The organism is Novosphingobium rosa NBRC 15208, assembly GCF_001598555.1.
GTDB classification, from domain to species: Bacteria; Pseudomonadota; Alphaproteobacteria; order Sphingomonadales; family Sphingomonadaceae; genus Novosphingobium; species Novosphingobium rosa.
The window spans coordinates 20,772-44,562 of record NZ_BCZE01000067.1; the positions used below are offsets into that span (position 1 = coordinate 20,772).

38 protein-coding genes are annotated in these 23,791 nt (G+C 64.0%); 24 read left to right on the top strand and 14 right to left on the bottom strand.

Translation table 11 applies throughout. The features are described from left to right. Positions 1–84: 84 nt before the first annotated feature. From SR3_RS22445 to SR3_RS22480, 8 genes are read right to left on the bottom strand one after another with little or no spacing between them, the layout of a single operon-like run. Positions 85–810, bottom strand: a complete 726-nt coding sequence (locus SR3_RS22445) for a hypothetical protein (protein ID WP_157099038.1) — start codon at positions 808–810, stop codon at positions 85–87. A 53-nt stretch (positions 811–863) separates the two neighbouring features. Continuing rightward, positions 864–1,061: a hypothetical protein gene (locus SR3_RS22450; RefSeq protein ID WP_068090906.1), complete on the bottom strand. Its 198-nt coding sequence runs from the start codon at positions 1,059–1,061 to the stop codon at positions 864–866. After that, complete coding sequence (locus SR3_RS22455; RefSeq protein WP_068090908.1) at positions 1,058–1,366, bottom strand: Bbp19 family protein; 309 nt, start codon at positions 1,364–1,366, stop codon at positions 1,058–1,060. The genes SR3_RS22450 and SR3_RS22455 overlap by 4 nt, the downstream gene beginning before the upstream one ends. Beyond that, positions 1,366–2,997, bottom strand: coding sequence for a portal protein (locus tag SR3_RS22460; protein WP_068090910.1), 1,632 nt, complete (start codon positions 2,995–2,997; stop codon positions 1,366–1,368). Before SR3_RS22460 ends, SR3_RS22455 begins: the two co-directional genes overlap by 1 nt. An 11-nt stretch (positions 2,998–3,008) precedes the next feature. Further along, positions 3,009–3,362, bottom strand: a complete 354-nt coding sequence (locus SR3_RS22465) for a hypothetical protein (RefSeq protein WP_068090911.1) — start codon at positions 3,360–3,362, stop codon at positions 3,009–3,011. After that, positions 3,362–3,613: a hypothetical protein gene (locus SR3_RS22470; RefSeq protein WP_157099041.1), complete on the bottom strand. Its 252-nt coding sequence runs from the start codon at positions 3,611–3,613 to the stop codon at positions 3,362–3,364. Before SR3_RS22470 ends, SR3_RS22465 begins: the two co-directional genes overlap by 1 nt. An 11-nt stretch (positions 3,614–3,624) precedes the next feature. Continuing rightward, positions 3,625–5,187: a hypothetical protein gene (locus tag SR3_RS22475; RefSeq protein ID WP_068090915.1), complete on the bottom strand. Its 1,563-nt coding sequence runs from the start codon at positions 5,185–5,187 to the stop codon at positions 3,625–3,627. After that, a complete protein-coding gene (locus tag SR3_RS22480) occupies positions 5,187–5,819 on the bottom strand; it encodes a hypothetical protein (protein ID WP_068090917.1) in 633 nt (210 codons plus the stop codon). The genes SR3_RS22475 and SR3_RS22480 overlap by 1 nt, the downstream gene beginning before the upstream one ends. Before the next feature lie 1,318 nt (positions 5,820–7,137). Here SR3_RS22480 and SR3_RS22485 point away from each other — a divergent pair. Together SR3_RS22485 and SR3_RS31520 are read left to right on the top strand one after the other, a co-directional pair. Then, positions 7,138–7,335: a hypothetical protein gene (locus SR3_RS22485; protein WP_068090919.1), complete on the top strand. Its 198-nt coding sequence runs from the start codon at positions 7,138–7,140 to the stop codon at positions 7,333–7,335. Between the two features lie 3 nt (positions 7,336–7,338). Further along, positions 7,339–7,515 (top strand): hypothetical protein, encoded by a 177-nt coding sequence (locus SR3_RS31520; protein ID WP_157099042.1) that lies wholly within the window; start codon positions 7,339–7,341, stop codon positions 7,513–7,515. 44 nt (positions 7,516–7,559) lie between these two features. Here SR3_RS31520 and SR3_RS22490 read toward each other — a convergent pair whose 3' ends face one another. The 5 genes from SR3_RS22490 to SR3_RS32845 form a co-directional block, all read right to left on the bottom strand. Then, complete coding sequence (locus tag SR3_RS22490) at positions 7,560–9,500, bottom strand: hypothetical protein (protein WP_068090921.1); 1,941 nt, start codon at positions 9,498–9,500, stop codon at positions 7,560–7,562. Continuing rightward, positions 9,500–10,399, bottom strand: a complete 900-nt coding sequence (locus tag SR3_RS22495; RefSeq protein WP_068090923.1) for a hypothetical protein — start codon at positions 10,397–10,399, stop codon at positions 9,500–9,502. The genes SR3_RS22490 and SR3_RS22495 overlap by 1 nt, the downstream gene beginning before the upstream one ends. Further along, positions 10,396–10,626: a hypothetical protein gene (locus tag SR3_RS22500; protein ID WP_157099043.1), complete on the bottom strand. Its 231-nt coding sequence runs from the start codon at positions 10,624–10,626 to the stop codon at positions 10,396–10,398. Before SR3_RS22500 ends, SR3_RS22495 begins: the two co-directional genes overlap by 4 nt. After that, positions 10,623–11,723: a DUF7146 domain-containing protein gene (locus tag SR3_RS22505; RefSeq protein WP_169805694.1), complete on the bottom strand. Its 1,101-nt coding sequence runs from the start codon at positions 11,721–11,723 to the stop codon at positions 10,623–10,625. Before SR3_RS22505 ends, SR3_RS22500 begins: the two co-directional genes overlap by 4 nt. 403 nt (positions 11,724–12,126) lie before the next feature. Then, positions 12,127–12,357 carry a helix-turn-helix domain-containing protein gene (locus SR3_RS32845; RefSeq protein WP_157099044.1) on the bottom strand — a complete coding sequence of 77 codons (231 nt, stop codon included), beginning with the start codon at positions 12,355–12,357 and terminating at the stop codon, positions 12,127–12,129. A gap of 58 nt (positions 12,358–12,415) precedes the next feature. On the opposite strand from SR3_RS32845, the gene SR3_RS22520 reads away from it, so the two are divergent. The 22 genes from SR3_RS22520 (at position 12,416) to SR3_RS22625 (ending at position 23,108) form a co-directional block, all read left to right on the top strand. Further along, a complete protein-coding gene (locus tag SR3_RS22520) occupies positions 12,416–12,790 on the top strand; it encodes a helix-turn-helix transcriptional regulator (RefSeq protein ID WP_245654059.1) in 375 nt (124 codons plus the stop codon). A 314-nt stretch (positions 12,791–13,104) separates the two neighbouring features. Continuing rightward, a complete protein-coding gene (locus SR3_RS22530; RefSeq protein ID WP_068090936.1) occupies positions 13,105–13,485 on the top strand; it encodes a hypothetical protein in 381 nt (126 codons plus the stop codon). Further along, complete coding sequence (locus SR3_RS22535) at positions 13,482–13,781, top strand: hypothetical protein (RefSeq protein WP_068090938.1); 300 nt, start codon at positions 13,482–13,484, stop codon at positions 13,779–13,781. Before SR3_RS22530 ends, SR3_RS22535 begins: the two co-directional genes overlap by 4 nt. Further along, positions 13,774–14,103 (top strand): hypothetical protein, encoded by a 330-nt coding sequence (locus SR3_RS22540; RefSeq protein ID WP_068090940.1) that lies wholly within the window; start codon positions 13,774–13,776, stop codon positions 14,101–14,103. Before SR3_RS22535 ends, SR3_RS22540 begins: the two co-directional genes overlap by 8 nt. Further along, complete coding sequence (locus tag SR3_RS31525; protein WP_157099045.1) at positions 14,096–14,254, top strand: hypothetical protein; 159 nt, start codon at positions 14,096–14,098, stop codon at positions 14,252–14,254. Before SR3_RS22540 ends, SR3_RS31525 begins: the two co-directional genes overlap by 8 nt. Further along, positions 14,251–14,892 (top strand): hypothetical protein, encoded by a 642-nt coding sequence (locus SR3_RS22545; protein ID WP_068090942.1) that lies wholly within the window; start codon positions 14,251–14,253, stop codon positions 14,890–14,892. The genes SR3_RS31525 and SR3_RS22545 overlap by 4 nt, the downstream gene beginning before the upstream one ends. Next, positions 14,889–15,242 (top strand): hypothetical protein, encoded by a 354-nt coding sequence (locus SR3_RS22550; RefSeq protein ID WP_068090945.1) that lies wholly within the window; start codon positions 14,889–14,891, stop codon positions 15,240–15,242. The genes SR3_RS22545 and SR3_RS22550 overlap by 4 nt, the downstream gene beginning before the upstream one ends. Further along, positions 15,235–15,732: a hypothetical protein gene (locus tag SR3_RS22555; protein WP_068090947.1), complete on the top strand. Its 498-nt coding sequence runs from the start codon at positions 15,235–15,237 to the stop codon at positions 15,730–15,732. Before SR3_RS22550 ends, SR3_RS22555 begins: the two co-directional genes overlap by 8 nt. An 80-nt stretch (positions 15,733–15,812) precedes the next feature. Then, positions 15,813–16,433: a VWA domain-containing protein gene (locus SR3_RS22560; RefSeq protein WP_068090950.1), complete on the top strand. Its 621-nt coding sequence runs from the start codon at positions 15,813–15,815 to the stop codon at positions 16,431–16,433. 47 nt (positions 16,434–16,480) lie between these two features. Continuing rightward, a complete protein-coding gene (locus SR3_RS22565) occupies positions 16,481–17,035 on the top strand; it encodes a YjbE family putative metal transport protein (protein WP_157099046.1) in 555 nt (184 codons plus the stop codon). A gap of 102 nt (positions 17,036–17,137) precedes the next feature. Beyond that, positions 17,138–17,341 carry a hypothetical protein gene (locus tag SR3_RS22570; protein ID WP_157099047.1) on the top strand — a complete coding sequence of 68 codons (204 nt, stop codon included), beginning with the start codon at positions 17,138–17,140 and terminating at the stop codon, positions 17,339–17,341. Continuing rightward, positions 17,338–17,526, top strand: a complete 189-nt coding sequence (locus SR3_RS22575) for a hypothetical protein (protein WP_068090955.1) — start codon at positions 17,338–17,340, stop codon at positions 17,524–17,526. Before SR3_RS22570 ends, SR3_RS22575 begins: the two co-directional genes overlap by 4 nt. After that, positions 17,523–17,807: a hypothetical protein gene (locus tag SR3_RS22580; protein WP_068090957.1), complete on the top strand. Its 285-nt coding sequence runs from the start codon at positions 17,523–17,525 to the stop codon at positions 17,805–17,807. Before SR3_RS22575 ends, SR3_RS22580 begins: the two co-directional genes overlap by 4 nt. Before the next feature lie 63 nt (positions 17,808–17,870). Continuing rightward, complete coding sequence (locus SR3_RS22585; RefSeq protein ID WP_068090959.1) at positions 17,871–18,365, top strand: hypothetical protein; 495 nt, start codon at positions 17,871–17,873, stop codon at positions 18,363–18,365. 50 nt (positions 18,366–18,415) lie between these two features. Continuing rightward, on the top strand, positions 18,416–18,685 hold the full coding sequence (locus SR3_RS22590; RefSeq protein WP_245654057.1) for a DUF2312 domain-containing protein: 270 nt from the start codon (positions 18,416–18,418) through the stop codon (positions 18,683–18,685). Further along, positions 18,685–19,056, top strand: coding sequence for a hypothetical protein (locus tag SR3_RS22595; protein ID WP_068090961.1), 372 nt, complete (start codon positions 18,685–18,687; stop codon positions 19,054–19,056). Before SR3_RS22590 ends, SR3_RS22595 begins: the two co-directional genes overlap by 1 nt. Then, a complete protein-coding gene (locus SR3_RS31530) occupies positions 19,056–19,739 on the top strand; it encodes a hypothetical protein (RefSeq protein WP_068090964.1) in 684 nt (227 codons plus the stop codon). The genes SR3_RS22595 and SR3_RS31530 overlap by 1 nt, the downstream gene beginning before the upstream one ends. Continuing rightward, positions 19,736–20,317 carry a hypothetical protein gene (locus SR3_RS22605; RefSeq protein ID WP_068090965.1) on the top strand — a complete coding sequence of 194 codons (582 nt, stop codon included), beginning with the start codon at positions 19,736–19,738 and terminating at the stop codon, positions 20,315–20,317. Before SR3_RS31530 ends, SR3_RS22605 begins: the two co-directional genes overlap by 4 nt. 45 nt (positions 20,318–20,362) lie before the next feature. After that, complete coding sequence (locus SR3_RS32490; RefSeq protein WP_245654058.1) at positions 20,363–20,995, top strand: DUF2829 domain-containing protein; 633 nt, start codon at positions 20,363–20,365, stop codon at positions 20,993–20,995. Between the two features lie 116 nt (positions 20,996–21,111). Continuing rightward, positions 21,112–21,426 carry a hypothetical protein gene (locus tag SR3_RS22615; RefSeq protein WP_068090967.1) on the top strand — a complete coding sequence of 105 codons (315 nt, stop codon included), beginning with the start codon at positions 21,112–21,114 and terminating at the stop codon, positions 21,424–21,426. A gap of 3 nt (positions 21,427–21,429) precedes the next feature. Next, positions 21,430–21,777, top strand: a complete 348-nt coding sequence (locus tag SR3_RS22620) for a hypothetical protein (RefSeq protein ID WP_068090969.1) — start codon at positions 21,430–21,432, stop codon at positions 21,775–21,777. Continuing rightward, positions 21,777–23,108, top strand: coding sequence for a hypothetical protein (locus SR3_RS22625; RefSeq protein WP_068090971.1), 1,332 nt, complete (start codon positions 21,777–21,779; stop codon positions 23,106–23,108). The genes SR3_RS22620 and SR3_RS22625 overlap by 1 nt, the downstream gene beginning before the upstream one ends. Positions 23,109–23,299: 191 nt before the next feature. On the opposite strand, the gene SR3_RS22630 is transcribed toward SR3_RS22625, so the two are convergent. Beyond that, complete coding sequence (locus tag SR3_RS22630; RefSeq protein ID WP_068090973.1) at positions 23,300–23,677, bottom strand: c-type cytochrome; 378 nt, start codon at positions 23,675–23,677, stop codon at positions 23,300–23,302. Positions 23,678–23,791 lie beyond the last annotated feature (114 nt).

Below are 23,791 nucleotides of genomic sequence, written 5' to 3' on the forward strand. Positions count from 1 at the left end.
CGCCGGGGCCGCTTATGGGGCGGCTAGGCCAGCTGTTGACGGGCGCCTTATCCCATCGGGAACCGGCGCCCGTCAAGCCCATCATCAACCGCCTTTGCGCTTGGCGTCACGCGCGGCGGCAAGCTGCTGGATCAGGCGCTGTTGCTCCGCCTTGACCGAGGCGTCACCATTGCGCAGCAGCCGGACCTTATCGGGGTTCTTGCTGAAGGCATCCATCTGCGCCTGGGCGTCGCCTTCCGACAGGGTAAAGCCCTGGCCGCCGCCAGCGCCCACCCCGCGCAGCATATCTTCGCTGGTCATGCTGCCCAGCTTGTGCAGGGCCTTGATGGTGGTGTCGATGCCCGCACCGCGCCCCCAGGCATCCAGCACCGCATTGTCGATCCCCAGAACCGTCATGCCGCGCCGCGCCACCTCCATCTTGGCGTTGAACTCACCGCCCCATTCGCTGCGCAGGGCGGCCTTTTGCGCGGTCTGTGCCTGTGCTTCCCCGTGCAGGCTGCTGATCGTTTCGCTGTTGTACCAATCCACCAGGGCGCTGGCCTGCTTGCCGCTGGCCCCGATCTCGAACAGCTTGTCGCGGAAGCGCCCGGTGAAGGCGTCATTCACCTCGAAACCTTCGGGCGCCTTGATCTCGTAACCGGCGGCGGTTTCCGGGCGCCCCATCTTCGTCCAGAACTGCGCCCACTTTTCCGGCGGATCGGTTTCGGCCGGGAAAGCGGTGCGCAGCGATCGCTGCGCCTCGCGCGCAGAATGCACCACCGCGTCCAGATCCTTGAAACCGGCTTTGGCGACCCAATCGCGTGGGCTCAAGCCGCCATCCTCGCCAGCCTTGTCCGAAAAGGACATCATCCAGTCGGCATAGGTCAGCGCCTCACCACCGCCCTGGCCGCCAGCACCGCCATCGCCACCACCAGCGCCACCACCAGCGCCGCTGCCTGCAGCAGCAGCACCGCCATCACCGGCGCCGGCGCCGCCACCCGCACCAGCATCCGCGAACAGCGACGAAGCCCCGCCGCTATCGCCGCCGTCCTGGCCACCATGGCTGCCCGCACCACCATCATTCCCCGAAGTATTCATCATGCGTCTCCAAAAAATCCCTGTATTGCGTTTCGTCGAAATTCAGATTGGCCTGGATGAATAGCCACACATCGCGCCGCCCGATCATGCGGTATGTGGCCTCTGGCGTGTCACCCACTGTTGCGCTCCTGGCCATGCAATAGTCGCGCAGCGCCGCCAGAACGCGCTCTGCGGCCAGGCCATGGGCGCCTTCCTGATCGGCGTCGAAGACCAGGCCGAAGTAATACTTGCGCCGCCGCCAGATATGAACGCTGGCGCGCATCACGGTCCATGCGTTGCGCCGCGCCACTACGCCGCCCCCGAAAGCTGGCGCGCCTTGGCCATGTTGAGCATGGCTTGGGTGGCCCCGGGCGCAGCATCGGCCAGCTGCGCGGCCTCCTGGTTGCTCTGCCGCTGCTTGCGCTTGGCGGCCACCTGATCGGGCGTTGCCATCCAGTCGGCACGCACCCCCAGAGACTCCATGATCCCGCGCGGCGCCGCATCCGTATCGATCACATCGAAGACAGATGGATCGACCTGCGCCACCGGCTCCAGCATCTGCAGCCCGCTCATGAAGTTTTGGGCATCGGCCGCCTGCGCCGCCCGCGTCAGCGGATTGTCGAACTTCACCGCAACACCGGCGCCAGCCTCATGGAACACCGGCGGCGGCGGATCAATCTGGCCGGCATGGATCAGGATATCCAGCTCGCGTGAGACCTGGGGGCCAAGCGCTTCCTGCATCTGGCGGCCCACATTGGGTGCCTGCAGCAACATGGCCTCGCGCTTGCGCCCCAGAAATTCGGTGGCCGTCTGCCGGTCGATCGGCTCGTTCATGATCGCGAAGACATGGACGAGGAAGGCCGCATTCACGACCATCTGCCGCCGCTCGAACATCTTGTCGGTGTAGGAGATGTTGACGCCCGCCATATAGGGCTCGATCATGCGCCTGCCATTTTCCATACCGCCCGGGATCGGCGCCCCGGGCGTCATCTCCATGCGGTTGATCGTACCGTCGCTGGGCATCAGGATCGGGGGAGAAAGGCCGATATGCTGCGCCTTGACGACATCGCGCTCCATCATGTTCAGCATCTTGATGCTGCCGATCGTCTTGCCTGACGGGCCGATGCCATAAACGCTGTTGGGCGAAAGCGCGTAGCGCGAGAAGGACAGCGGCATGGTGCGATAGCCGCCCGCCGCGATCAGCTCCTTGCCCTCTTCCAGCATGTAGATCGACTGGATCGGGAACCGCCCCGCATCGATGCGGCCGGGCTCCCATTTGGAATTGGGGCGCAGCACCTGGATCAGGTGGAACTGATCGTCCGGCTTGTCGTTCGCCAGCGCCTCGCGAACGCGCGAGGGCAGCTGATCGTCATGAAACATCTGGGCGATGTGGCGCGCCTTCAGGCACCGCGCCCGATGGATGGTATCGGTGGTGCCCTTGAAATCATCATCGACAAACAATTCGGAAGGATGCACCGACTGATAGAACAGGCCGCGCCCGATGTTGTCATCGGTCCAGAAGCCCTGGCCGCCATAGAGCCCCAGCATGCGCCAGCGCAGGGGGCTTTGCGCAGCAAAGCCGGTATGCGGGGCGTTGCGGCAGGCGTGCAGCCGATCCGATGCCTTGACCAGCCAGCGCTTCATGGCCGGATCTTCGTTCAGGCTCTGATCGGTGGTGGTCAGAGGTGTGGTCTTTTCCCCCTCAGGCGTCAGCATCGCATCCATGGCCGCGACGAAGGTTTCCAGGCCAAGCGTCGCGGTGTCATCCGTGATATGGGCATCGCGCTGGCCACCCGGAGTGCGCTGCCAAAAGCCACCTTCCTGATGCGGATCAACCCAGCGTTCGCATTCGCGCCACAAAGCCTCGAAAGAAGAGCGCTTCGTTTTCAGTTCCTCATGGCGCGAAAGGATCGCGCCCACCTCGTCACGCAGGTCGGGCATTGCAGATCCTTTCAGGGCTGGGTTTCAGGATCGGTTTCGGACTGCCATTTGGGCACCACCAGAAACCGGTTGAGCTGCATCTGCGTGTAGGGCTCCAGCACGATCGGCGCGGGCGGGATCACATCGACCTTGAGCTGTTTCACCCGCAGCTCGAAGGCTGTGATCGTCACCGGCTCCTTCCCCTCAAAAGGGGGAAGATCGACACGCATTTCCAGCATGGCACCGCCCGGCCATGCCAGGTTCCAGAACTCTGGCTTGGCAATCACCTTGGGCCATGCCGCCAGGTGCATGTCGCCGGCGATGGCCGTGATCACGACATCGGCCTTTTGCAGGGCGGCGAACATCGGGTTTTCCTTGGGCATCATCAATTCCCCAGCACAGTCTTGGGCCCAGGCATCTGCTGGGTGATCCCGGCATCGCCGTTCAAAATATCGCTGGCTCCGCCGCGACGGGCGGCCAGCTGGTCATTCGCCTGCAGCAAAGTGCTGGCGTCATCGCGCGTGACGGGCAGCACCGGCTGATTGATCTTCTGCCCGCTGCCCGCGATGGCATAGGCGGTGGATCCAACGGCGGCGGCCGCACTGATGATCATTGCAACGGGCGCTAAGGCGGCCATGTCTATCTCCTTCAGTTGAGAGTGGAAAAGGGGTCATAGTCAGTCACCACCGTGACCTTGCGCTGGGCGTTGCCGACATGCCCGCGGATCTCCGCGATCACATTCTCGCCTTCCAGCGCGGCATACTGCTCGGCATCGGCCACGTTGTGGTAGATGGTCTCGGCGATCTCCAGATTGGCCTTCGTCTCGCCGGTGCTCAGCGTTTGCTTGGCATAGCGGTAACCGCCCACGTGAGCCTTGATCAGGGTGCGGCAGCAGGGATCGACGCGATAGCCGCCGCGTTCCTTATGCGCCCGCCAGATCGCCTCATTGCGTAGGCCCTGCCGGTTGGATTTTGCACGGAACACCGGGAAGCCCAGCGCCTTCTGGAAGGCCAGTCGCCAATCCTGTTCATCATCCTCGCGGTCATTGGCCGCGAACATGGCTGGATCGCCCACCACCCGGATCTGGTCGGGGTGCAGGCCGGGAAAACGCTCCATGAGGAAGTTGCGGCATTTCTTGCCAAAGGCAGTCGGCCCAACCTTCAGCAGGCTCTTGCCGTCAGGCGCCAGATTGACAACCTCGCCCAGCACGCGGATCTGCCCCAGCTCGTTTCGGTAGAGCAGCACCGCTGCAGCGAACAATCCCTGGTCAACACCGAAGATCAGCTTGCGCCGCTTGTCCCACATCACGGATGCGACATGCTCACGATGGACGAAGTCGGGATTGACCGGCAGGCCGTACATGATCGGCACCGGCTTGTTGTCGACCATGCGATCGACATAGCCGGGTTTGTGTTGATTTGCTGCCACTTGCAAAATGTAATAACCGCGCCCGCCGGGCAGGTTATGCAGGTTTTCCGCATCGGGTTCGCGGCCGCCAGGCTGCACGAAACAGTCGATCAGCGGGCGCCCGTTCAGCGCCTTTTCCAGCTCCGCCTTATCCTCATCCGACAGGCCGGACAGATCCCGATCCATCAGCAGGACATAGATATGGTTTTCGATGTCGGGCATGTTGAGCGACAGGATGATGGTGGGGTCGACCACCAGCGACGGGTCCAGATCGCTGAAGCGGCCCACGCGGCCGGTCAGGAAGGGCACCAGGTCGGCAGGCTGGATATCCGCCTCGTCCACCACCACCACATTCACTTCCCAGCCACGGCAGGCCATTTCCACACTCTGATCGCCGATCGCGCGGAACTCGATCTCCACATTGAGGATATCGGTGGGCTGGCCGGTTTCGGGATTGCGCTTCAGGATCTTGCGGAAGATGTGCGTGTAGGGCGCCTTGGCCGAAAACTTGCCCTCTTCCTTGGGCACGATGTTGAACCAGCTCTTCAGGATCGTACTGTCGATTGAGGGATAGCTTTCGCGGATCACGCCGATGCGTGCCTTGCGCTGGATAATGCCGTTGTCATCCACGACGCCCAGCTGCTGCGCCGCGATGCGCAAGGCCTTCTGCAGCGCGGCCATCGTCTTGCCGCTGCCCACCGGCCCGATGATCCCGCAGATGAAGGCCCTGCTGCGAATGAACTGATCCGCGACGGGGCCGGGCGAGATCAACTTGCGCGCCGCGCGCTGGGCTTTCGTCTGCATCAGCCAGGCTCCCCATCGGAGCCATCATCGTCATCGTAATCCTCGACAGGCATGAACTCCGCGTCGAGGATATCCTGCACCTCCTGGTCGGTATGGGTGACGCCCGCCATGATCAGATCGGAGACGCCCGAGAAGCTCATATCCATCGCGGTGGGCATCTTGCTTTCCACAAAGGGTAGCACGCTTTCGGCGCACCGCGTCCGCAGCGCCTGCGCCCGATCGTATGACATTTCCTCGACATGGGTGAAGACCACGCCGTTCTTGTCCTTGCGCAGGTATTCGCGCCGCGATGCCGCCATCAGCAGTTCCGGAGGCGTGCCCTGGATCTGCATCAGGGTAACCGCCGGGTGCTGATGGCCCAGCGACAGCAGCCAGTTGCGGAAGTCATTGGTCCGCCGGTTCTTGGCGCCCTTGGGCCGCCCAGCACGCCGGCGCGCCTCGGCTGTGACCGCCAGAGCGCCCGCATTCGGCCCCAGCACTTGGCGCGCCTCGGCCACGGCCTCAGGCGAAGGCACGCCCAGCAGCTCCAGCTGCTGCGCCTCTGCCCTGGCCCCGTCCTCGACCAGGCGCTTGGCATCCGCCAGAGCCTCCTGGGCAACCTCGGTGGAGAAATCATCATCGGGGTTTGACACGTTAGCGGAACCCTCCCATCGTCTGACACGCGACGGAACGCACCGGCAGGATGCCACCCCGACCCGTCGCCCAACCTACCACATTCGCGGCGCCCCACCCCGACCCGTTCGTGGGCCCACCACATTCCGCGTCCTCGGCAAGGGCGGCATCCCCTGATGAGCAGGGCAAACCAAATTCAGAAAATCGGGAGCGCCAGCGGGCGACGAGATCGGCGCGGCGGTTGGGGGAGCCCGCCCCCGGCGCGGCCAGATCGACCCCCCGGGGGCCGTCCGCGCGCGCCCAGGCGGGGTGCGGCACGAGACTGGAAAGCATGTGCCCAGACCGCGCAGAGGCCTGATAAGGCTGGCCTTTCCGCCACCCTTCCAACATCACCCTTCCAACACGCGCGCCCAGCATCGCCGAAAACCGCAGAAATCCGCCATTCTCGCGCGGCCAGGTCGAGCCGCCCGCCACCGTGCCACCAGCCCGGCCGCCAGCGCCGCGCAGCCCAAAAGTTTCGCCGCGCTGCCCCTGTCCAAAGCCCCTGATCCGGCCCCATGAGTGAGGCAGGCGAGATCCGAAGGCATATCGCCCTGCCAGAATATTCACTCTAGCGGCATGCGCACTGGCGGGCTGCATGGTGCGAATGGACGGTTGCACCGCAACCTTCACTGCAACCGCAACGCAACCTCTATCTAACTCATACATATAGATATTTTTGAATGGTTGCGGAGTTGCGGTAATTTCCCCTCGCGTATATGCGCATGTGCACGCACACACAGGCACGCGCACATCACGCGAGGCCAGCGGGCGCAACTCCGCAACCGGCGAGAAAAAAGCTGAAAAAGCAATGACTTGGAGGTTGCGCCATGGTTGCACCGAGGGTTGCACCGCAACCCCACCCCTGACCCTGCACGGGCCGAAACCATGGACGGCTATCCTCTTGGCATGGCCACGGGTCGGGGGCAAGACAAAGCCTGCCTCAGGCCCCGCTGGAGCCACCACAGCATCGCTTAGCCCCCCGGGCCGGGGTGACAAAGGAGCGAGCGCGCACCGCTCCGGCTGCGCCTCCGCTGCGCTCGCATGTCGGCGCCAGGCGGCATGCTGAAGGCCCCACATCAGGCGATCGCTCACGGGGCCAGGGGAGCGATAATGAATGCCCGCGCACCGCATCGGCTTCGCCGCTGCTGCGGGCATATTTAGGGACTTGACATGGCTGTTATCTGCCATTTCAAGCGCCTTCATTTTTCCGCTTGACGCGATTTTATGTGTCAATATATTTACACATACAACGGTGCCGGCACAGGCCGCGCCATGGGTCACGAAAGGACCATTCACATGACCAAAGATCAGGCCATCGCAGCAGGCTATACCCAGCCCGTATTCGCCACCACCGGCACGCTCGATCTTGAGTTGCTGATCCGCCCTGGCACAGACTATGACAGCGCCTTCGGCGCCTACGATCTGAACGAGGGCGAGATGCTGAAAGTCAACGGCTGGAACTTCGACTTCGAAGACATGACCGAGGAGGCCTGATCCATGGACGCCAGCCTGTCCCTCCCTGCCGCCTGCGCCGTCATTGACGGCTACGGCATGGGCGACAACACGATGACCGCCATCTTGCACTGCTGCAAGGATCGCGGCCTGATCCGCGACGGCCGCATCATGCAGAGCCAGCTGGACGAGGTTATCCAGGCGCACCGCCTGGTGCGCTAACCCCACCCCCAACCCTTTTCTGGCAGACCGATGGGCCGGGGCGATCACGCCTCGGCCCTTTCCGTTTCCTCGGCAATCCACTTGGCCATCGCGCCAGGCTTGCTCATGTCCTCCAGCTCGGTTTCGTCCAGAATGTGATACAGGGGCACCAGGACGCACCTCTGCGCGGCTCCGGCCATCTTGCAGGTCACCCCAACGTGAGCGCCATCGAAGCGCCCCAGCGTCTGTTTCCAGACACCCTTGGCCCACTTGCTTTCCTTGAAGTAACCGTTCAGCGCCTGGTGAGTATTCGCAACCGCCAGATAGGCCGGGAGCGTGGGCAGATATTGCACGCTTCCCCACCGAGGCGGCTTGCCATCCTCGCTCTTGTTGAGCCGCGCATTCACGATGCGCAGGCCGATCTGCCCCAGCTTCTTCTGCGCCAGGCCAGCCACCTTTTCATCGCGGTGCAAGGCCTCGCGCATCCAGGACGACAGCGCCTCACGCTCGTCACCCCCGCGCGACTGCACCATGGTGGTGGTCAGCAGGTTGATGCAGGCCTGCTCATCGGCAGTTTCCTCGTTCACCTCCATCAACCCCTCAGGGTGGCAGAGCTGCGCCCAATGCGCCACTTCCTCGTCATCGGGCAGACCATCCTTGGTCTGCCAATCATTGATCAGCAGATCCGCACAGGCCAGCAGCGTGCCGAACTGGTCGCAGGCGCGGCTGTCATGGCCGCAGGCGGCCAGGGCCAGGTGAAACTTGCGCTTCGTGGGCCGCAACCGGTGCCAGCCATCGATCATGCGGCGCATCATCATGCGGCCCAGGCGAGGCAAATTCATGCTGTCTAGGTCCAGCATATCACCGCCCGGACGCAGCTTGCGCACCTGCAGCAGCGCCAGGCGCGAAAGATCCGCCGGTTCCATCGGCGGCACCAGAATGGAGCTGAACCAGAACAGGCTGGCCAGCGTGAACTCATGCGCCTTGTGGTCACCACCGCCGCGCGTCAGATCGTCACCGCTGGACGACACGCGCGCCAGCTCGATCACGTCGCGCGCGTAGCGATTGTCACTCTCCAGCTCGTCGAACATCACCGGCAAGGTGGCGTTCTGCATCTTCTGGCGAATGCCCGCTGCAGAGGCATTGCCGCTGCGCACGCAACCATCGCCCATCAGCCGATGCAGCAGGCCCTTCTTGCCGTTCAGGCTGGACTTGCCGGTGCCACGGCCGCCCGTGATCCAGATGTTCGGGCGCCAGGGCAGGGCGCCCCCGATCAGGCTGGCGCCGATCGCGCCCAGCAGAAAGCGCGGATCCAGCACAGGCCGCACGAAATTCCAGGTCCGGATATGCTTCAGCAGATCCTCGGCCGGCTTCGTGCCCACCGATGTATGCCAGGGCATCGGCACCGCAGCGCCGGCCACATAGACGTTGCCATCGATCTCGCCCGGATCCAGCCAGACCCAATCCTTGATGGTGCCATCGGCTTTCAGGCTGCTCACCAGCACCTGCTTGCCGCAATGGAGCGCCAGGCCGATCCCATCGCCCAGATTATGCGCCCCGCGCCCGCGCATCCGCCCGGCAGGATCGAACACGCCCTTGCGCGCGCATTCCTCGATCAGCGCGCGCGCCGCCTCGGCCTGGTCGAAGCCCACGATCTCGCTGGGCTTCACCAGCGTGCGTTCCTTGCCGCGCCCCTCATAGACCGGGGCCGACCATTGCGGGAAATTCTCTTCCAGCCAGTTGGAGGTGGGGCCGAACATGGCGATCAGCCCCAGCTTGCCGTGGCGGTTGTTCGCCTCCAGCCCGTTCAGCTGCCCGTTCCAGTCCAGATAATAGCACTTCTGCTGGCCGGAAATGTTGTTGTCCACGCCCAGCGGGGTGACAGGGCAACCGTCAGGGAAGGCGGGGCGCTTGCCCTTGTCGCGCTCCTGCGCGGCGCCATTCTCCACCTGGGGCGATGCGGCGGTGGGATTGTCCAGAGCCGCGGCGATCGGGTTTGATGCCATCAGCGTGCCCCCGCCTTGGCGCCCTTCAGGGGGCAGCGGGGCTCGATGCAGTCACGGCCAAAAGTGTCGGGCACAAGAAATCCATCTGAACAGCGGCACGTGGTCATGCCGGGGCGCGGGGGCCGGGGCGCCACCTTGGCGCGCACAATGTCGAGCTGCTGCTGGGCGCGCAGATCCATTTCGGATGGCACCAGGCGCAGATCGATCAGGCCAAGGCTGGGCGCCCGGCGGCGGGGAAGGGGGGCCGTCTCTCCGGCTGTCACGCCGCCTGTATCGCGAGGGCGTTCACGCGTCTGGTCTCTCTGCGCCAGCTGCAGGCCCGTCCGTGGACCTTTATTGGCTGTCTTGGACGGAGCCGAGGTCATCCGGCCATCTTGTTCCGGCGCCGTCTCTCCGGCTGTCACGTCCATGATCTCAGACGTTGCAGCCGCGCTCCGCCGCGCGGCGAGCCTACTCACACCCTCTTCCGTGGCTTCCCTCATATGCGCCACCACGGCCTCAACAGATGCTTTCGCGTGGATCTCGATATGGCTTTCGCTGGCATTCGCGGGGGGACCATCTTCCTGCCGGGCCCCGCTTGTTCCTTCCGGTGCCAACGCTTCGCAGCCCATGCCATCGCGGGCTGTGTGCAGATCCCCGGCAAAACTATCGCCCCCACCGGCGAATGGAGCGCCGGTGGGAGCTTGCACCGGAGTACCGGACAGGGGAGGCGTTCCCCCGGTGCAATCCTCGATCGTCGGCGCCGGCGCATCCGGCCAGCCCGACAGAATATCCAAATTCAGGACCAGATCCGACCCCACATGCTCCACATCGGGACGCAACAGGCGCGGCCCCACCCACACCGGGGCCAGGCCGCGCGCCCGCCTTACGCTGGCGCGAAAGAAGGATCCCGCGCTCATGCCGCAATACCCGCTGCCGTCAGCCGGAAACGGACAGATTTCTTGCCGTTCAGATCGACATACTCAGCCAGGCCCGCATCGATCAGCCGCTTGGCCGTGGCGGGCAGGAAGGGCGCATAATCGCCTTGCGACATGAAGACGCGCCCCCCGCCCTTGACCCGGGCCACGGCAACATCGCTGCCATGCTGGCGCATCCATTTCAGGGCTGCAGCCATCGCATCTGTCATGCCGCCATCTCCCCGGCCGCCCTGATGGCGCGCCACCAATCGTTGAAATCCTTGATCCCCTCGGGCGGCATCACATGCTTCACCTCCAGCCCGCGCGCCTGCTGCTGGCTGATCGAGCGCTGCAGCGCTTCCATCGCCGCCGGCTTCACGTCGCGGTCGGCACAGATCACCAGCTCGCGCACGGTGTGCGGCAACAGCACGGCGCCGATATTGCCCAGAGAGACGGTGGTGATGATCCGGAACACCGGGCGCATCATCCGCACCACCAGCGCATCCTCGATCCCTTCGCAGGCATAGACCGGCTCACCCTCGGCCGCCTGGCTCATGCTCTTGCCGCTGGCGCCCTTGTGGATCGGGATGAACCCGCCCCAGAACTTGCCCAGCACCTTTTTGGGCTTTTCCACGCCCAGCTTCACCCACTGGCCGCGCACCTCGTCCAGATAGGTGCGGTGCGTGCCGATCTGCATGCCATCGGCGCGATAGATCGGCGCCAGCATCGCCGGGCGCTTGTCATTGGTGGCCGCACAATAGATGGCGGGATGAAAGCGCAGCCCACGCGGCCAGGCGCGCGCGGGCCCGGGCGTGATGTCGCGGCCGCGCAGATAGAACTCCACCGGCCCGCGCTCGATCGGGCCGCCCTGCAGATAGAGCCGCTTGGCTTTCCTCGCTTCTTCGATCAGCTCTTGCTGCGCCTTCGCCTCGCGGCTTTCGCGCCGCGCCCGGGCTTCATCGGCCAGCTGCTGGCGCTCCACCTGCGTCAGCTCGCGCGGGCGGCCCTTGAACGTATCCTCGATCCCAAGGATCTCTTTCGCCCGAGCCACCGCCGCGCCCTGGTCGCGAAAGCCGCCTTTCAGGCGCAGCAGGTCGATCATATCGCCCCGCTCTTCACCCGCCCGGGCATTGCCCATGTCGCACCAGCGGCCGATCTTGTCGCCCGTCAGATGGACCCACGCGCTTTCGCTGCGCCCGGTGTCATCAATGCCGCTGAACATCCAGCGGGTGCGCTTGTCGGAATAGCGCCCGTTGGGCAGCAGCTCGGGCGCCAGCTGGGGCGCCAGCTCGTTCAGCTTTTCAGCGATATCCGCGACTGTGAGCATGCCCCCCGCGCCCATCTAGGTGGCGGCCCGGATCAAGGCATGGGCCAGCGCGATCGCGTCGCCCTTGGTCAGGGAAAGGGCCTTCCGACCTCCGGCGAAGACATCAACCCACCCGCCGCCAGTGCGCACGCGCAGATCGTCCGAGGGCGAGTAACCGAGGGGCTGTGAGGGCGTGGATGCATGAACACGCGCCCGCTCCGCCTGCCGAGCATCCCATAAAGCCTCACGTTGATCAGCGTAATGGTCGCCCATTACTTTGGTCCCATTTCGGAACAGATCGCGTCAGATTGTGCGTGTGGACCACCCTTGACGCAAACGTTCGCAAAGGATTCTTTGGAATTCCCAAGACAATACAGATTCTTGGGTGCGGGAGCGCCTTTATGAAAATAATATGCGGCGGCCATCATGCGGCCTCACCGAAGCTGGGGAAAAAGTCATCTGCGGACACAGCCCCCTCCGTAAGGTCTCGGATGCGCGGCATGAAGGTCGCGCCAGGGCGGTGGCAGCCGCGCTCCCAATCGGACCACACCTGACGAGAGGTGCCGATCTGCTGTGCGCACTGCGCCAGCGTCATTCCCTTGGCTTTCCGCCATTTCCTCAGCGGATGATCGGATAGGTGCTGTGCCATGCGCATGATGTAAGGCAAAACCTTACGTCTTGACAAGGCCTAGTAAGGAAATCAGAGATTGGCCATGTCAGCCATAGTCTTACAATTCGTGCCTATGGAAAAGGCCCCCAATCGCATCCGATTTTACCGCAAGCGGGCTGATCTCAGCCAGCAGGCGCTTGCTGATGCCGTGGGCGTCAGCAAGATGACGATCAGCGATTTGGAGAATGGCAAGATCAGCCTGTCGCTGCACCATATGCGGCGCCTGGCTAAGACCTTTGGCGTCACACCGGTCGACCTGCTGAACGAGGAAGATCAGAACGAATTCCTCCGCGCCGAAGAGATGGAGTTGATCCGCAATTTTCGCGCCGCAGATCCGACGCAACGCCAGATGATTAACCGCGTGGCCGAACCGCGCGAGATCATCGACCTTCACCCAGAGAAAAAATCGGTCGCCTGATGGACGGGGCGGCAGCCCTATTTCTCCAGGTCACGCTTGCGTTGCTGTCGGTCGCGATCGCGATCTATGCGACGCACATTTACGAAAAATTTGCAGAGCCTCGCCGCAAGCCGGGTGAGCAGGTGCCAGTGTGGCCAGGCCTCTTGATTTTCTGCTCCGTAATGTTTGCTATGTTGTACATCTTTTTCCTAGGTGTCGAGGGGATGATGCCCGGGCGCTAATGGCGCTTGTACGGAAAAATCTTATTTACTGTCTTGACGTGTAAGACGAAACCTTACAAATAATGCCCCGTTCCAACGAACGGAGGCTTTCCCATGGCCAGTTCCCATCAGCAGGCGTTCCGGCGCGATCCGGCGCCATCCTGTGACCTTGCCTATATCACCCGCGCGCTCGGGCTGCCCCTTATGGGCTCGCGCGCGCTTATCGCCCGTATCGATGCCCTGATCGCCCAGCGCGGCTTTCCCAAGCCGCTGCCCAGCATGCGCCGGCGCCGCCCGGGCGAGGCCACCGGCCAGCTCACCGACGAGGTGACCACGCGCAGCACCTGGCTGGTGGCCGCTGTCACCGCCTGGCTGGACAATTACATGCCGCCCTCGGCGCAGGCCGCTGTCGATGCCGCATCGATCCGCGCCGCCGCCATCGAAATGGACGGCAACGCCCGCCGGCTCAAGCTGGTCGGGGGAGGGCGGGCATGAGCCAGGCCAATGATCGCAGCAGCATCATCATGACCCTTCTGATGATGGGCGCTCCGCGCGCGGACGCGGAGCAAGCCGTGGATCTGGGCTATCAGGCGCGCGATGCTGCCGTGAAGGCGATCGAAGCGATCTTCGATCAGGCCTCGCCGCAAGTCCGCAGGGGCGCCGAGATCATCGGTACGCAGCTTTTGGCCAATGCCATGAACGCCCGCTACCGCCGTATCCAGGCGATCGCGATCAAGAATGGCGTGCCGATCGCCGGCGTCTTTCAGTCGGAGGTGCAGGCCGATGGCTGACCTCACCACCAGCTGCCAGCCCGACGGCGGCCTCGCCCTGTTCCACAACAGCTGGCTGATCGGCATCCTGCCCCCCAACAGCCTGTGCAAGGCAATGCCCTGCAGCGCGGGCGACACCGCCAGCTGGGCACACGATCACTATCTCCACGGCGGCATTCCCGCGCTGCTGCTGGCGATGCTGTTCATCTCGATCGCCTTCGCGGCGGGCGCATGGTTCAACGGCTGCCACAGCGACCCGATCTCGCCCGAAGAGGACGAGGCCCAGATGGCCTATCTGCGCGCCTACTGCGCCCGCGTCCACCGGGAGGCGACCGATGCCTGATCCCCGCCTCACCGATCCGGCGCTTGATGCGCTCTGCGCCCGCCTCTGGCCCATCGCCGACGTGCTGGCGCTGCTGGCGCTCACCCTGATCGCCGCCGCCATCGCCTACCACCTGGCGCTGGCCGCCCTCTTCGAAAGGATCCCGGCATGACCGGCAAAGGCCTGAAACGCTGCATGGGGGGCGCCCGCTGCAACCACGCCCCGGGCGAATGCACCGCCCAGCCCATGGTGGATCGCATCTATCCCGAGCCGACGCTGTTCCGCCGGGAAGACCGCTACATCGTCATCAAGCGCAAGCACCTCACGCCCTTCAAGGAAAGGGCGATCCGCGACCAGCTCGCCGCGCTTGAAGTCTCCACGGTCGAATGCGTGGCGGTCGAAAGCGACTGGCCCGAATATGAAACCGTCTGGGGCATGATTGAGGCGCGGGTGACGGGCAAGCAGCCTGCATTGGCGGCATTGAGCACCTTGCCTGCAGGATGCCCCGTCAAGGCCGTCGGGATGTCCGTCAGCCCTAATGGCTTTATGCGCTGCCATTACACCAATGCGCGCGGTCAGGCGATCTCCCTCGCGCCCGAAGATCACTGCAAAGCCAATCTCTGCGCCCTGTTCGGCCCCGATATCGCCTGGCTGGAGGCGAACTTCCCCCGTTGGTCAAAGCCGATTTACAGCGAGGACTGCCTTCATCGCCAACTTGTGCGCCCCGCAGAGATCATCGGGTTCGATACGGCAGAGGTAGCCGCCGCCCTGATCATCGAATGCACCCGCAAGCCGGAGATGCATGCATGACCGCCCCGCTGTTCTACACCATCGCCACGCACCGCGCCGATGGCGAGCCCCAGCTGCTGGCGGTGTTGCGCAAGGGCGGCGCCACCCTGCATGGCCGCCTGGATGACACCACGGTGAACATCCGGCGCGGCGCCTGCGCCGGCCACTTCGCCACCCCCGCGCAGGCCCGGCGCGCCCTGACGATCGCGCGCCGCGTGCATGACAACCACCGCCGCGCGATCCTCAAGGCCCGCATGGCTCTGGAAGACGCCACCTGCGCCCGCAAGCGCGATCTGCACAGCAAGCTGGCCAAACTCTCCACACCTTCAGCCCCGCAATTGCCCCAGCCAGGAGGCCCCAGCGATGCGTGACACCACCACGCCTTCACCTGACCCTGCCGGGAAGATCACCCGGATCGCCTCCGAAGAACCGGCAGGGCAGGGGGAGGGTGCGCCCACCGGGTCGACAGCGAGCGCCCCGGTGGGCGCATGGCCTTTCCCTCCCATCTCCAGTCTCGTGCATCCCCGTGTCGCGTTGATAAGCGTCGCTCCGGGCGCGCACGAATACAACCTTCTGCATATCGCCCCCACCATCCCGATCCAGGCTGTGATCGATGTGGTGGCGGAGCGTGCCCGCCAGATCGTCGAATTCGGCCACACGCCGCAGGCAGACGCCCAGCAACCCATCGCGGATCTCTACGCCGTGGTGCGCCGCTACGCGAAGGGCCTGGGCGAATACGCCAGCCACCACGGCAACCCGGGCGCCCGCGCCGCGATGCGCACCTATGCCGTCAAGCTGGCCGCCGCCCTGCTGGCCTTCATCGACCGCCTCGATGCGGCGCCCTCACCAGATCGGGACTGATCCACCCCGAAGCCGGGAAGCCGCAGCTTCCAACTCACAGCCTCCCGGCGCTGTTCGGATCACAGCAAGAGGTTATTACCATGAACGACACCACGCCCCAATTCGCGCTGACGGCCGAAACCGCCAGCGAATTTGACTTCATCATCGGCCTGGATGCGTCCGGCTCGATGAGCAAGCCCTCGAAGCGCTTTGTGGGCAAGACCCGCTGGGAAGAAGCGCAGGAGACGATCTACGGCATCGCTCACACGCTGAACAAGATCGACGCGGATGGCATCGATATCGTCGTCTTCGGCGGATCCACGGACTGGTATGAAGGCGTCACCGCCGACAAGGTCGAGGATCTGTTCAACACGCGCTCGCCCAATGGCGGTACGCCTCTGGCAGCCGCCCTCACCAAGATCGTCGCCAAGCAGAAGACCAGCGGCAAGAACACCGTTGCCATCATCTTCACCGATGGTGAGCCGGACCAGGAACCGCCGGTCGAAAAGGTGATCGTCGATGCTGCCAACAGCCTGGACAAGGACGAGGCGCTGACCTTCCTCTTTGTGCAGATTGGCGACGATGCCGGCGCCGCGAAGTTCCTGGCCCGCCTGGACGACAATCTTCCCGCCGCGAAGTTCGACATCGTCGACACGGTTTCCGCCGCCGAGGCCGAGACCATGCAGCCGCTCGATCTCATCAACAAGGCCATCAACGACTGATCGCCGGGCGGGGGCTTCTGCCCCCGCCAACCTTCGGGGGAAACGCCGTGGACGGACTTTTCGCACTACTCCAGGTCATCATGATCGACATCATCCTTGCGGGTGACAATGCGCTGGTGATCGGCGCCCTTTCAGCCCGGCTTCCCGCCGATCGGCGCGGCCAGGCCGTTGCCCTGGGCATCGCGGCCGCGATCGGGATCCGCCTTTTCTTCACCGCCACAGCTGCCTGGCTGATGCTGATCCCCGCCATCGGGTTGATCGGCGGCCTGCTGCTGTTCTGGATCGCCTGGAAGCTGTGGAAAGAGCAGCAGGCAGATGCGGCTGCGCCGGACGGCACCGCCGCCCCCACCAATTTCCTCGCCGCCGTGCGCGGCATCATCCTGGCCGACATCTCCATGTCGCTGGACAACATCCTTGGCGTGGCCGGCGCCGCGAAGGGCCACGCCTTTGCGCTGGTGATCGGCCTGGTGCTGTCCATGGTCATGATGGGCACCGCCGCCAACTGGATCGCCGGGCAAATGAGCAAGCGCCCCTGGCTGATCTACATCGGCATCGCCGCCATCGTGCTGGCCGGCGGCAAGATGATCGTGGAGGCGTTCTAGCTCCCTAACCAGTTAACCGAGGGGCCCTCAAGGCTCTTCCGGTCGCACGCCCCGGTCACCGTCACAGACGGGGCCGGGGCACCCCAACCACAGGAGATGCTGATGACTGAAATCCTGTCCAGCAACGCGGTGGCGTTCCTGAATGCCAATGCCGAAAGCCCCGTGGTTTCGGGCAGGGCGATCCAGCAGGACGCAAGCAAGCCTGCCGAGGGCGTCGTCTACCGCCTGAAAGACGGGCGGAGCTTCACCCTCTCGCCGGGAGACTGCCTGCAACTGCCATTGCCCCGCTGGGATCTGCCCGCATGACCGGGCTGTTCACCCCCAGGCGCTTCTACGCCAGCAACACCAGCAAGGGCTGGGCGGTCATCTATGATCGCTCACCCACCAGCATGGCCTTCCCCGTCCTGATCGTCAGCGACCTGGTCACAGATCCGGAAAGCGTTGCGGGCGACGTGGCACAGATCCTCAACCAGCACTGGATCATCAAATGACCACGCCTACCTACGAGGATTTCGAAAAGCTCAGCGAGCAGGCGCGCGAGAAGATCCGCTGCCAGATGCTGGCCCACATCAACGCCTCGCGGGCGATGCGCCCCAGCGACATGACCACCGCCATCATGGCCACCCTGGGCGGCACGCTCTGCGCCTGCGCCCAGATCATCGCGGATCTGGTCGAGCATCACAGCCTCCCGCGTGAGCATGTCGAGCAGGAGATGATCAAGCATTTCCAGCTCGCCCTCAAAACCACGCTCAACCCCAACACGCCGCACTAGCGCGGCCGCACAGTTCCCCGCCGGGCGCATCCCGCTGCCCGGCGCCTGGAAGGAGAAGTAAGCATGAACCTCCCTGAAGATGGCACGGACGCCACCGGCGCCAGCACTACGGTGGATACCGGTGCCACCGGCACCGGCACGGCCGACAGCAGCACGTCGACCAGCTCGCCCAACACCGGCGAAGCTGGCGCGATCACCGGCTTCACCCCGGGCACCTCGGCCAGCACGGGCGATGGCACCGGCACGGCCGCTGGCACCGCCAGCGATCTCACCCCGGCGATCGGCACCCCCGCCAACCCGGCGCCCTGCGCCCAGCTCGATACCAACCACGAAAAGGCAGGCCAGGTCGGCAATGATGCAAGCGCCCAGCTGGCGCGCGTCCGGCACACCCCCGCCAATGATCCCTGGATGGTGCTGGAAGTTCGCAAGTTCGCCCTGGAGCGCGCCATCGAGCGCAACGGCGATACGGACCAGATCCTGGCCGCCGCCAGCGCCTTCACCGACTTCCTGTTGAACGGGCCTGCATCCACCCCGGCTCCAGAAACCGAAGCCGCCTGATCCACCCAGCGGGGCGGCCCCGGCCGCCCCGCCAACCTCAAGGCAGATCCATGAGCAAGAAAGATCCGGGCGAGGGCCACAACAGCGAGATGGCCGCAGACGATCGCCTGCGCCTTCTGATCGAGCGCATCGAGCGCCTGGAGGATGAGAAGAAGGGCATCTCTGACGACATAAAGGATGTCTACCTTGAGGGGAAGGCCACCGGCTATGACCCCAAGGCGATGCGCCGCGTGATCGCCATCCGCAAGCAGGACCCCACACAGCGCCGCGAGTTCGAGGCCATCGTGGATGTCTACCTCACCGCCCTGGGCATCAGCTGATGGAAGACATTTACATCACATCGCGGCAAGACAGCGCAGAGAACAACATCTTCGCCGGGCTTGCCGAAGATGCCAAAGGGCGCATCGTTATCCATGTAGACGACAAGTCATTTGCGCTCAATGAAGGCCAGACAAATGAGCTTGTCGGCGCCCTGATCAAATGGAACAGCGAACGCCGCGAAGAGTGGCGCGAACCATTCACCTGCGCGACAGAACTCTATGCCGCAGAACGCACTCTCCGCATCATCGAAAACGCCACCAAACAGGGGGATACCATCTCCGCCGAGACTGTAGAGGCGCTCCATTCCTTGGTTTTGAAAGCCGGGCCCGATCTCGCCAAAGGATCGATCCGGAAAGACCACCCTTTCTGATGCCCCCCTTCGCCGCGATCGCCGCCGAGCTGGCCCGCGAACTCGCCTCCCGGCGCGAGAATTATCCGCGCCTGGTCAGCAAGGGCAACCTCACCCAGCAGCAGGCCGACCACGGCATCCTGATGGCGCAGGCCTGGGCGGAAGATTGCCAGCGCTATTCAGCCGCGGCGATCGCGCGCCAGGCGTTCCTGCAGAGCCATCACGCCTCTGCAGGCGCCCCCGCCTCGATCGACGCCATCGCCAAGGCCGCCCGCGATGTGCCGGCGCAATGCGGCGCGCCCTACCTCACACAGGATGCGCGCCGCTATCCCATCGCCAACAAGGGCGCGTTCCCGTGGGCCACCCGCTGGCGCGCCCTGCAGGACGAGCTGCGCCGGCGCGAGAAGCAGTACCCGAACTGGATCAAACAGGGCCAGCTCGACCAGGCCGATAGCGCCCAGCGCATCGAACGGCTGACCGAGATGCTGCATCTCTATGATGAGATGGTCGACTGGCAGCCGCGCAACGGCACCAGGCCGCGCCCCTTTGCCGCCAAGCAGACACCGGCCGAGCGCGAGAGCTTCGACGAGGCCGCGCCCTACCTCTGCGACATCATGCTGCGCCGCCACTGGATCACCCTGGACCAGGCCCGCATCGACTTCCCCCACCACGCCCCTGCAGAGCAGAAGGAGCTATCAGCATGACCACCGAGACATCGGCCCCTATCTGGCCTGCATCCGGCGACGGCATCGAGCAGAACGCTTTCGAGGCCTGGGCAAAGTCCCAGGGCATGAACATGTCCAAGCACCCGCTACACTGGCTGTTCCTGGACGGAAGCACCTATGCCGCCCGCCAGGGCTGGAGCGCTGGCCTGCTGCATGCCACCACGCGCGCCTTGGGCCCATGGAATAACTTCTGTGGAGATCTGCCGCCATATGACCATGCACTGCGCAGCGTCTTTGAGAGCGGCATCCAGTATGCGGTCAACCTGCTGGCCAAGGAGCTGGGCGATCCTGATTATACCCCCTGCGATGGAACCGAGGAGTTTGACGGCGATCTCGGCGGCACGCTGATGAACATCGTTTCGGCGTCCCTGCCTGTGGATGCTGATGGCGAACGCATGTTCCCGAGGGATGTTCACGCCGCCATCTTTCACCGCGATGAAATGGCTTCAGCCGCGCAGCACCTTCTGGAGGTGGGCGAGTTTACGCGCACCGATGACACCGAAAGCGCGGTCCGCCGCCTGCGCGCTGCCGTCGATCGTCGCGAAGACGGCGCATAACAGCTCCGCGCCGGGCGGCTTCCCGGCATCACCTTAGGAGGCACCATGCCCCAGTTTCGCAAACGACCCATCGTTATCGAGGCCGTCCAATTCGACGGTTTCGAAAATGAGGATGAAGATACGCCAGCCCCTATGTTCAATGGCAGATTTCATGCTCCTGACTGGATCCTGGACGCCCTCGGTAAAAACGAGGGTGAGGAAGGCGCTATCTACCATGGTGACGAAGACCTCATCGAAGACCTCATCATCGTGACCCTTGAGGGCAACCTCATCGCGCGCCCAGGCGACTGGATCATCAAGGGCGTGCAGGGCGAGATCTACCCCTGCAAGCCTGATATCTTCGCCGCAACTTATGACGAGGGTGGCCAGCAGGATGTGGGGATCGGTAAGAACCCCTTGTATCGCGGCAATGACATGACCTTCGGCCAGGCCCTCGACGCGCTCAAGGAAGGCCTGCGGGTCGCCCGCGCGGGCTGGAATGGCAAGGGCATGTTCCTTTTCCTCGTGCCCGGCAGCCGGTTCAAGGTCAATCGGCCTCCGCTTCTCGGCATCTACGAGGAAGGAACCGAGATCAACTATCACGCGCACATCTACATGAAGACTGCGCAGGATACCGTTGTTCCATGGCTTGCCAGCCAAACGGATGCGCTTGCCGAAGACTGGACCGTCATCGACTAACAAGATCCCGGTGGCGATTTTGGATCGCCACCGGTTGACCTCGCCCTCTAACCGATCCCATAAACACCACCGGCGCCGGCACCAGGCCGCGCCATAGGTCAGAAAGGACCAGCCCTATGGGCCAACCCATCGAACCCGAAAACCAGCTCGCGCGCTTTCGCGAGGCGGTCGCCCTGCTGGGCGGCCAGCGCCCCGCCGCCCGCGCGATCGGCATCAATGAGCGCACCATGCGCGCCCTGCATGCCGGCGAACGCTCCCTTCACATCGGCTTCCTGCAGGACACCGCCAAGGCGCTCCGCCTCCATGCCGAGAAGTGCAAGATCCTCGATCGCTACCTCGCCCCCGAATTCAAGGCTAACCTCACCGAGGCACAGGCCACAAAGCCACCCAGGCACAACACCCTGATCGCCCGCAAGCGGAAGGAGACTTGAGCAATGGTAGACCTTACTCAATTCGATGCGCTCCCGCAGAATGAGCAGGTTGCATTTCTCGCCTTTTTTGCTGGCGCCCGTGGCAACCTGCAGGTTTCCCGGCGAGGCGATACCGGGGAGGAATTTGTCGGCTTCGGAAAGGCCGAATGCGAATGGGTGCCATTCCGCGAATTCTGGCAGCACAAGCTTCCCGCTCTTGGCTGGACCACGTTCCAGGAAAGCGAGCCAAGCGAGGCGCGCGGGATGTTGCCAGGCTCAACGTTCACCCGGGTGCAGATCCGCGCGACAGATCTGGGCAGATCTATCCGCGACGGCTACTGGGAACGCTTCAGGCAGTCGAGGAGCAGCTGATGGCCAAGATCTCCATCCCCTGCCTGGTCGGCAAGACCAACAAGGCCGGCGTCACCAGCTGGTACTGGCAACCCTCCGCCACGCTGCGCAAGGCCGGCTTCGAACCCGAGAAGCTGGGCAAGGATCAGGGCGCCGCCATGCGCCGCGCCGATGACCTCAATGCCCAGGTCGAGCGCTGGAAGGGCGGCGCGGACATCCTCGACCAGATCAAGCCACGCACCATGCCGGGCACCTTCACCGCCCTGATCGAGCGCTACCGCAAGGATAAGGTCAACGGGATCGATCCGCTCACCGGTGAGCGCTACATCAAGCAATCTACCGCTGACACCTATGAGGTGCAGCTCAAACGCCTGGAGATCTGGGCGGGCAAGCACCCCATCAGCTACATTACACCCGCCCGCGTCAAGGCGCTGCGCAATGCCCTGGTGGATCCGGAGGATGGCATCGGCCACTCGGCCGCGCACAACACGCTGAAGGTGCTGCGCCAGATCTTCGCCTTTGCCGAGAGCGAGGATATCATTCCCAAGCGCAGCAACCCCGCCACGGAATTCGGCCTGGGCGCGCCGCCCTCGCGCAAGGGCGTGTGGGAGGCCGATGACGAGGCCGCCTTTATCAAGGCCGCTTATCACCTCAACATGCCCTCCATGGCCTTCGCCATGAAGCTGGCGATCTACTCCGCCCAGCGCGAGGCGGATCTAATCAACTTCACTGACACCCAGCTCGCGCAGCTGGAGATCCATGACCTCAATGTGATCGCGCGCATGGGTGACAAGAACGGTACTGTGATGGGTTGGGACATGGCCCAGGGCAAGAGCAACGGCACCACCCTGATGGAGATCCCGTTCGAGCCCGGCATCCTGCGCGAGACACAGAATTTGCTGCGCACCAACCGCGCCCGCGATCGCGCAGCCGTGCCGCCGCGCCTTGAAACCTATGTGCTGGTGGACGATGAAACCGGCCTGCCATGGCACCTGTGCCAAGATGGGACAGTGCGCACAGGATCAGGCCCGCGCCGCGCCTTCCATAAGGCCTGGTCCAGCGTGGCGGCCAAGGCGGCCGAGCTGACAGGCCGCAAGCATATCCTCAAGCTGGTCTGGCACGATCTGCGCCGCACCCGCGTGGTGCGCTTGCGCCGGCGCGGCATGTCACCAGACCAGATCGCCAGCATCACCGGCCATTCCCCCAAGTCGATCGAGATGATGCTCAAGGTCTATGGCCCCGTCGATCCGACCATCACCGCCGCCGCAATCGCCAGCACGCTGCCGGTGCCGGTCAAGAAGCCGGCAAGGGAGGCAAAGAAGCCTTCCAACAAAAGGCAGTTTAAGGGCTGATATTGGAAAGATTTTGCAAAGAAAATCGTTTGAAAACAGTAATGGAATAATTCTTCTAAGCTTGGGGCCACTGGTTCGAATCCAGTCGGGCGCACCATTGTTTTTCAGAGATTTTCCCGAGCTTGCGGGCCGCCGAGGCGACGACTGCGGCTGAGCTTTCGTCCGTGCCGCAAGTCGCGCAATTTACGATCTTATTTGAGGGTCTGCAGATAGTCGATCACGGCCTGACGGCGCTTGGCGTCGGGAATCGCGATCACCATGCGGGTGCCGGGCACGGCCTTGGTGGGTGCGGTGAGGAAGCGGTCGAGGTTGGCCTTGTTCCACACCAGACCCGAAGCTTTCAGCGCCGGCGAGTAGCTGGCGAAGCCCGAACTGGCCGCCTTGCGTCCACCCACACCGAACAGATTGGGGGCAAGCGTGGGTTTGGCATCCTTGCTGCTGACGTGGCACATCTGGCACTGCTGCTTGAAGATGGCGGCGCCGTCCTGCGCGGATTGCGCGGCGGCCATGCCCGGCAGGAGCATGGCGCCAAGGGCCGTTGCGGCCGCGATGGTCTGGGCGAATTTCATAAGGTTCTGGCCTTTGCGGTGGGTTCGGTTTGCGGGGCTTGTGGCGATCACAGGCCCATCAGCTTTTGGTTGAGGGTGCGATCGGCGCCGGATTTGGCGAAATCGTCGAAGGCG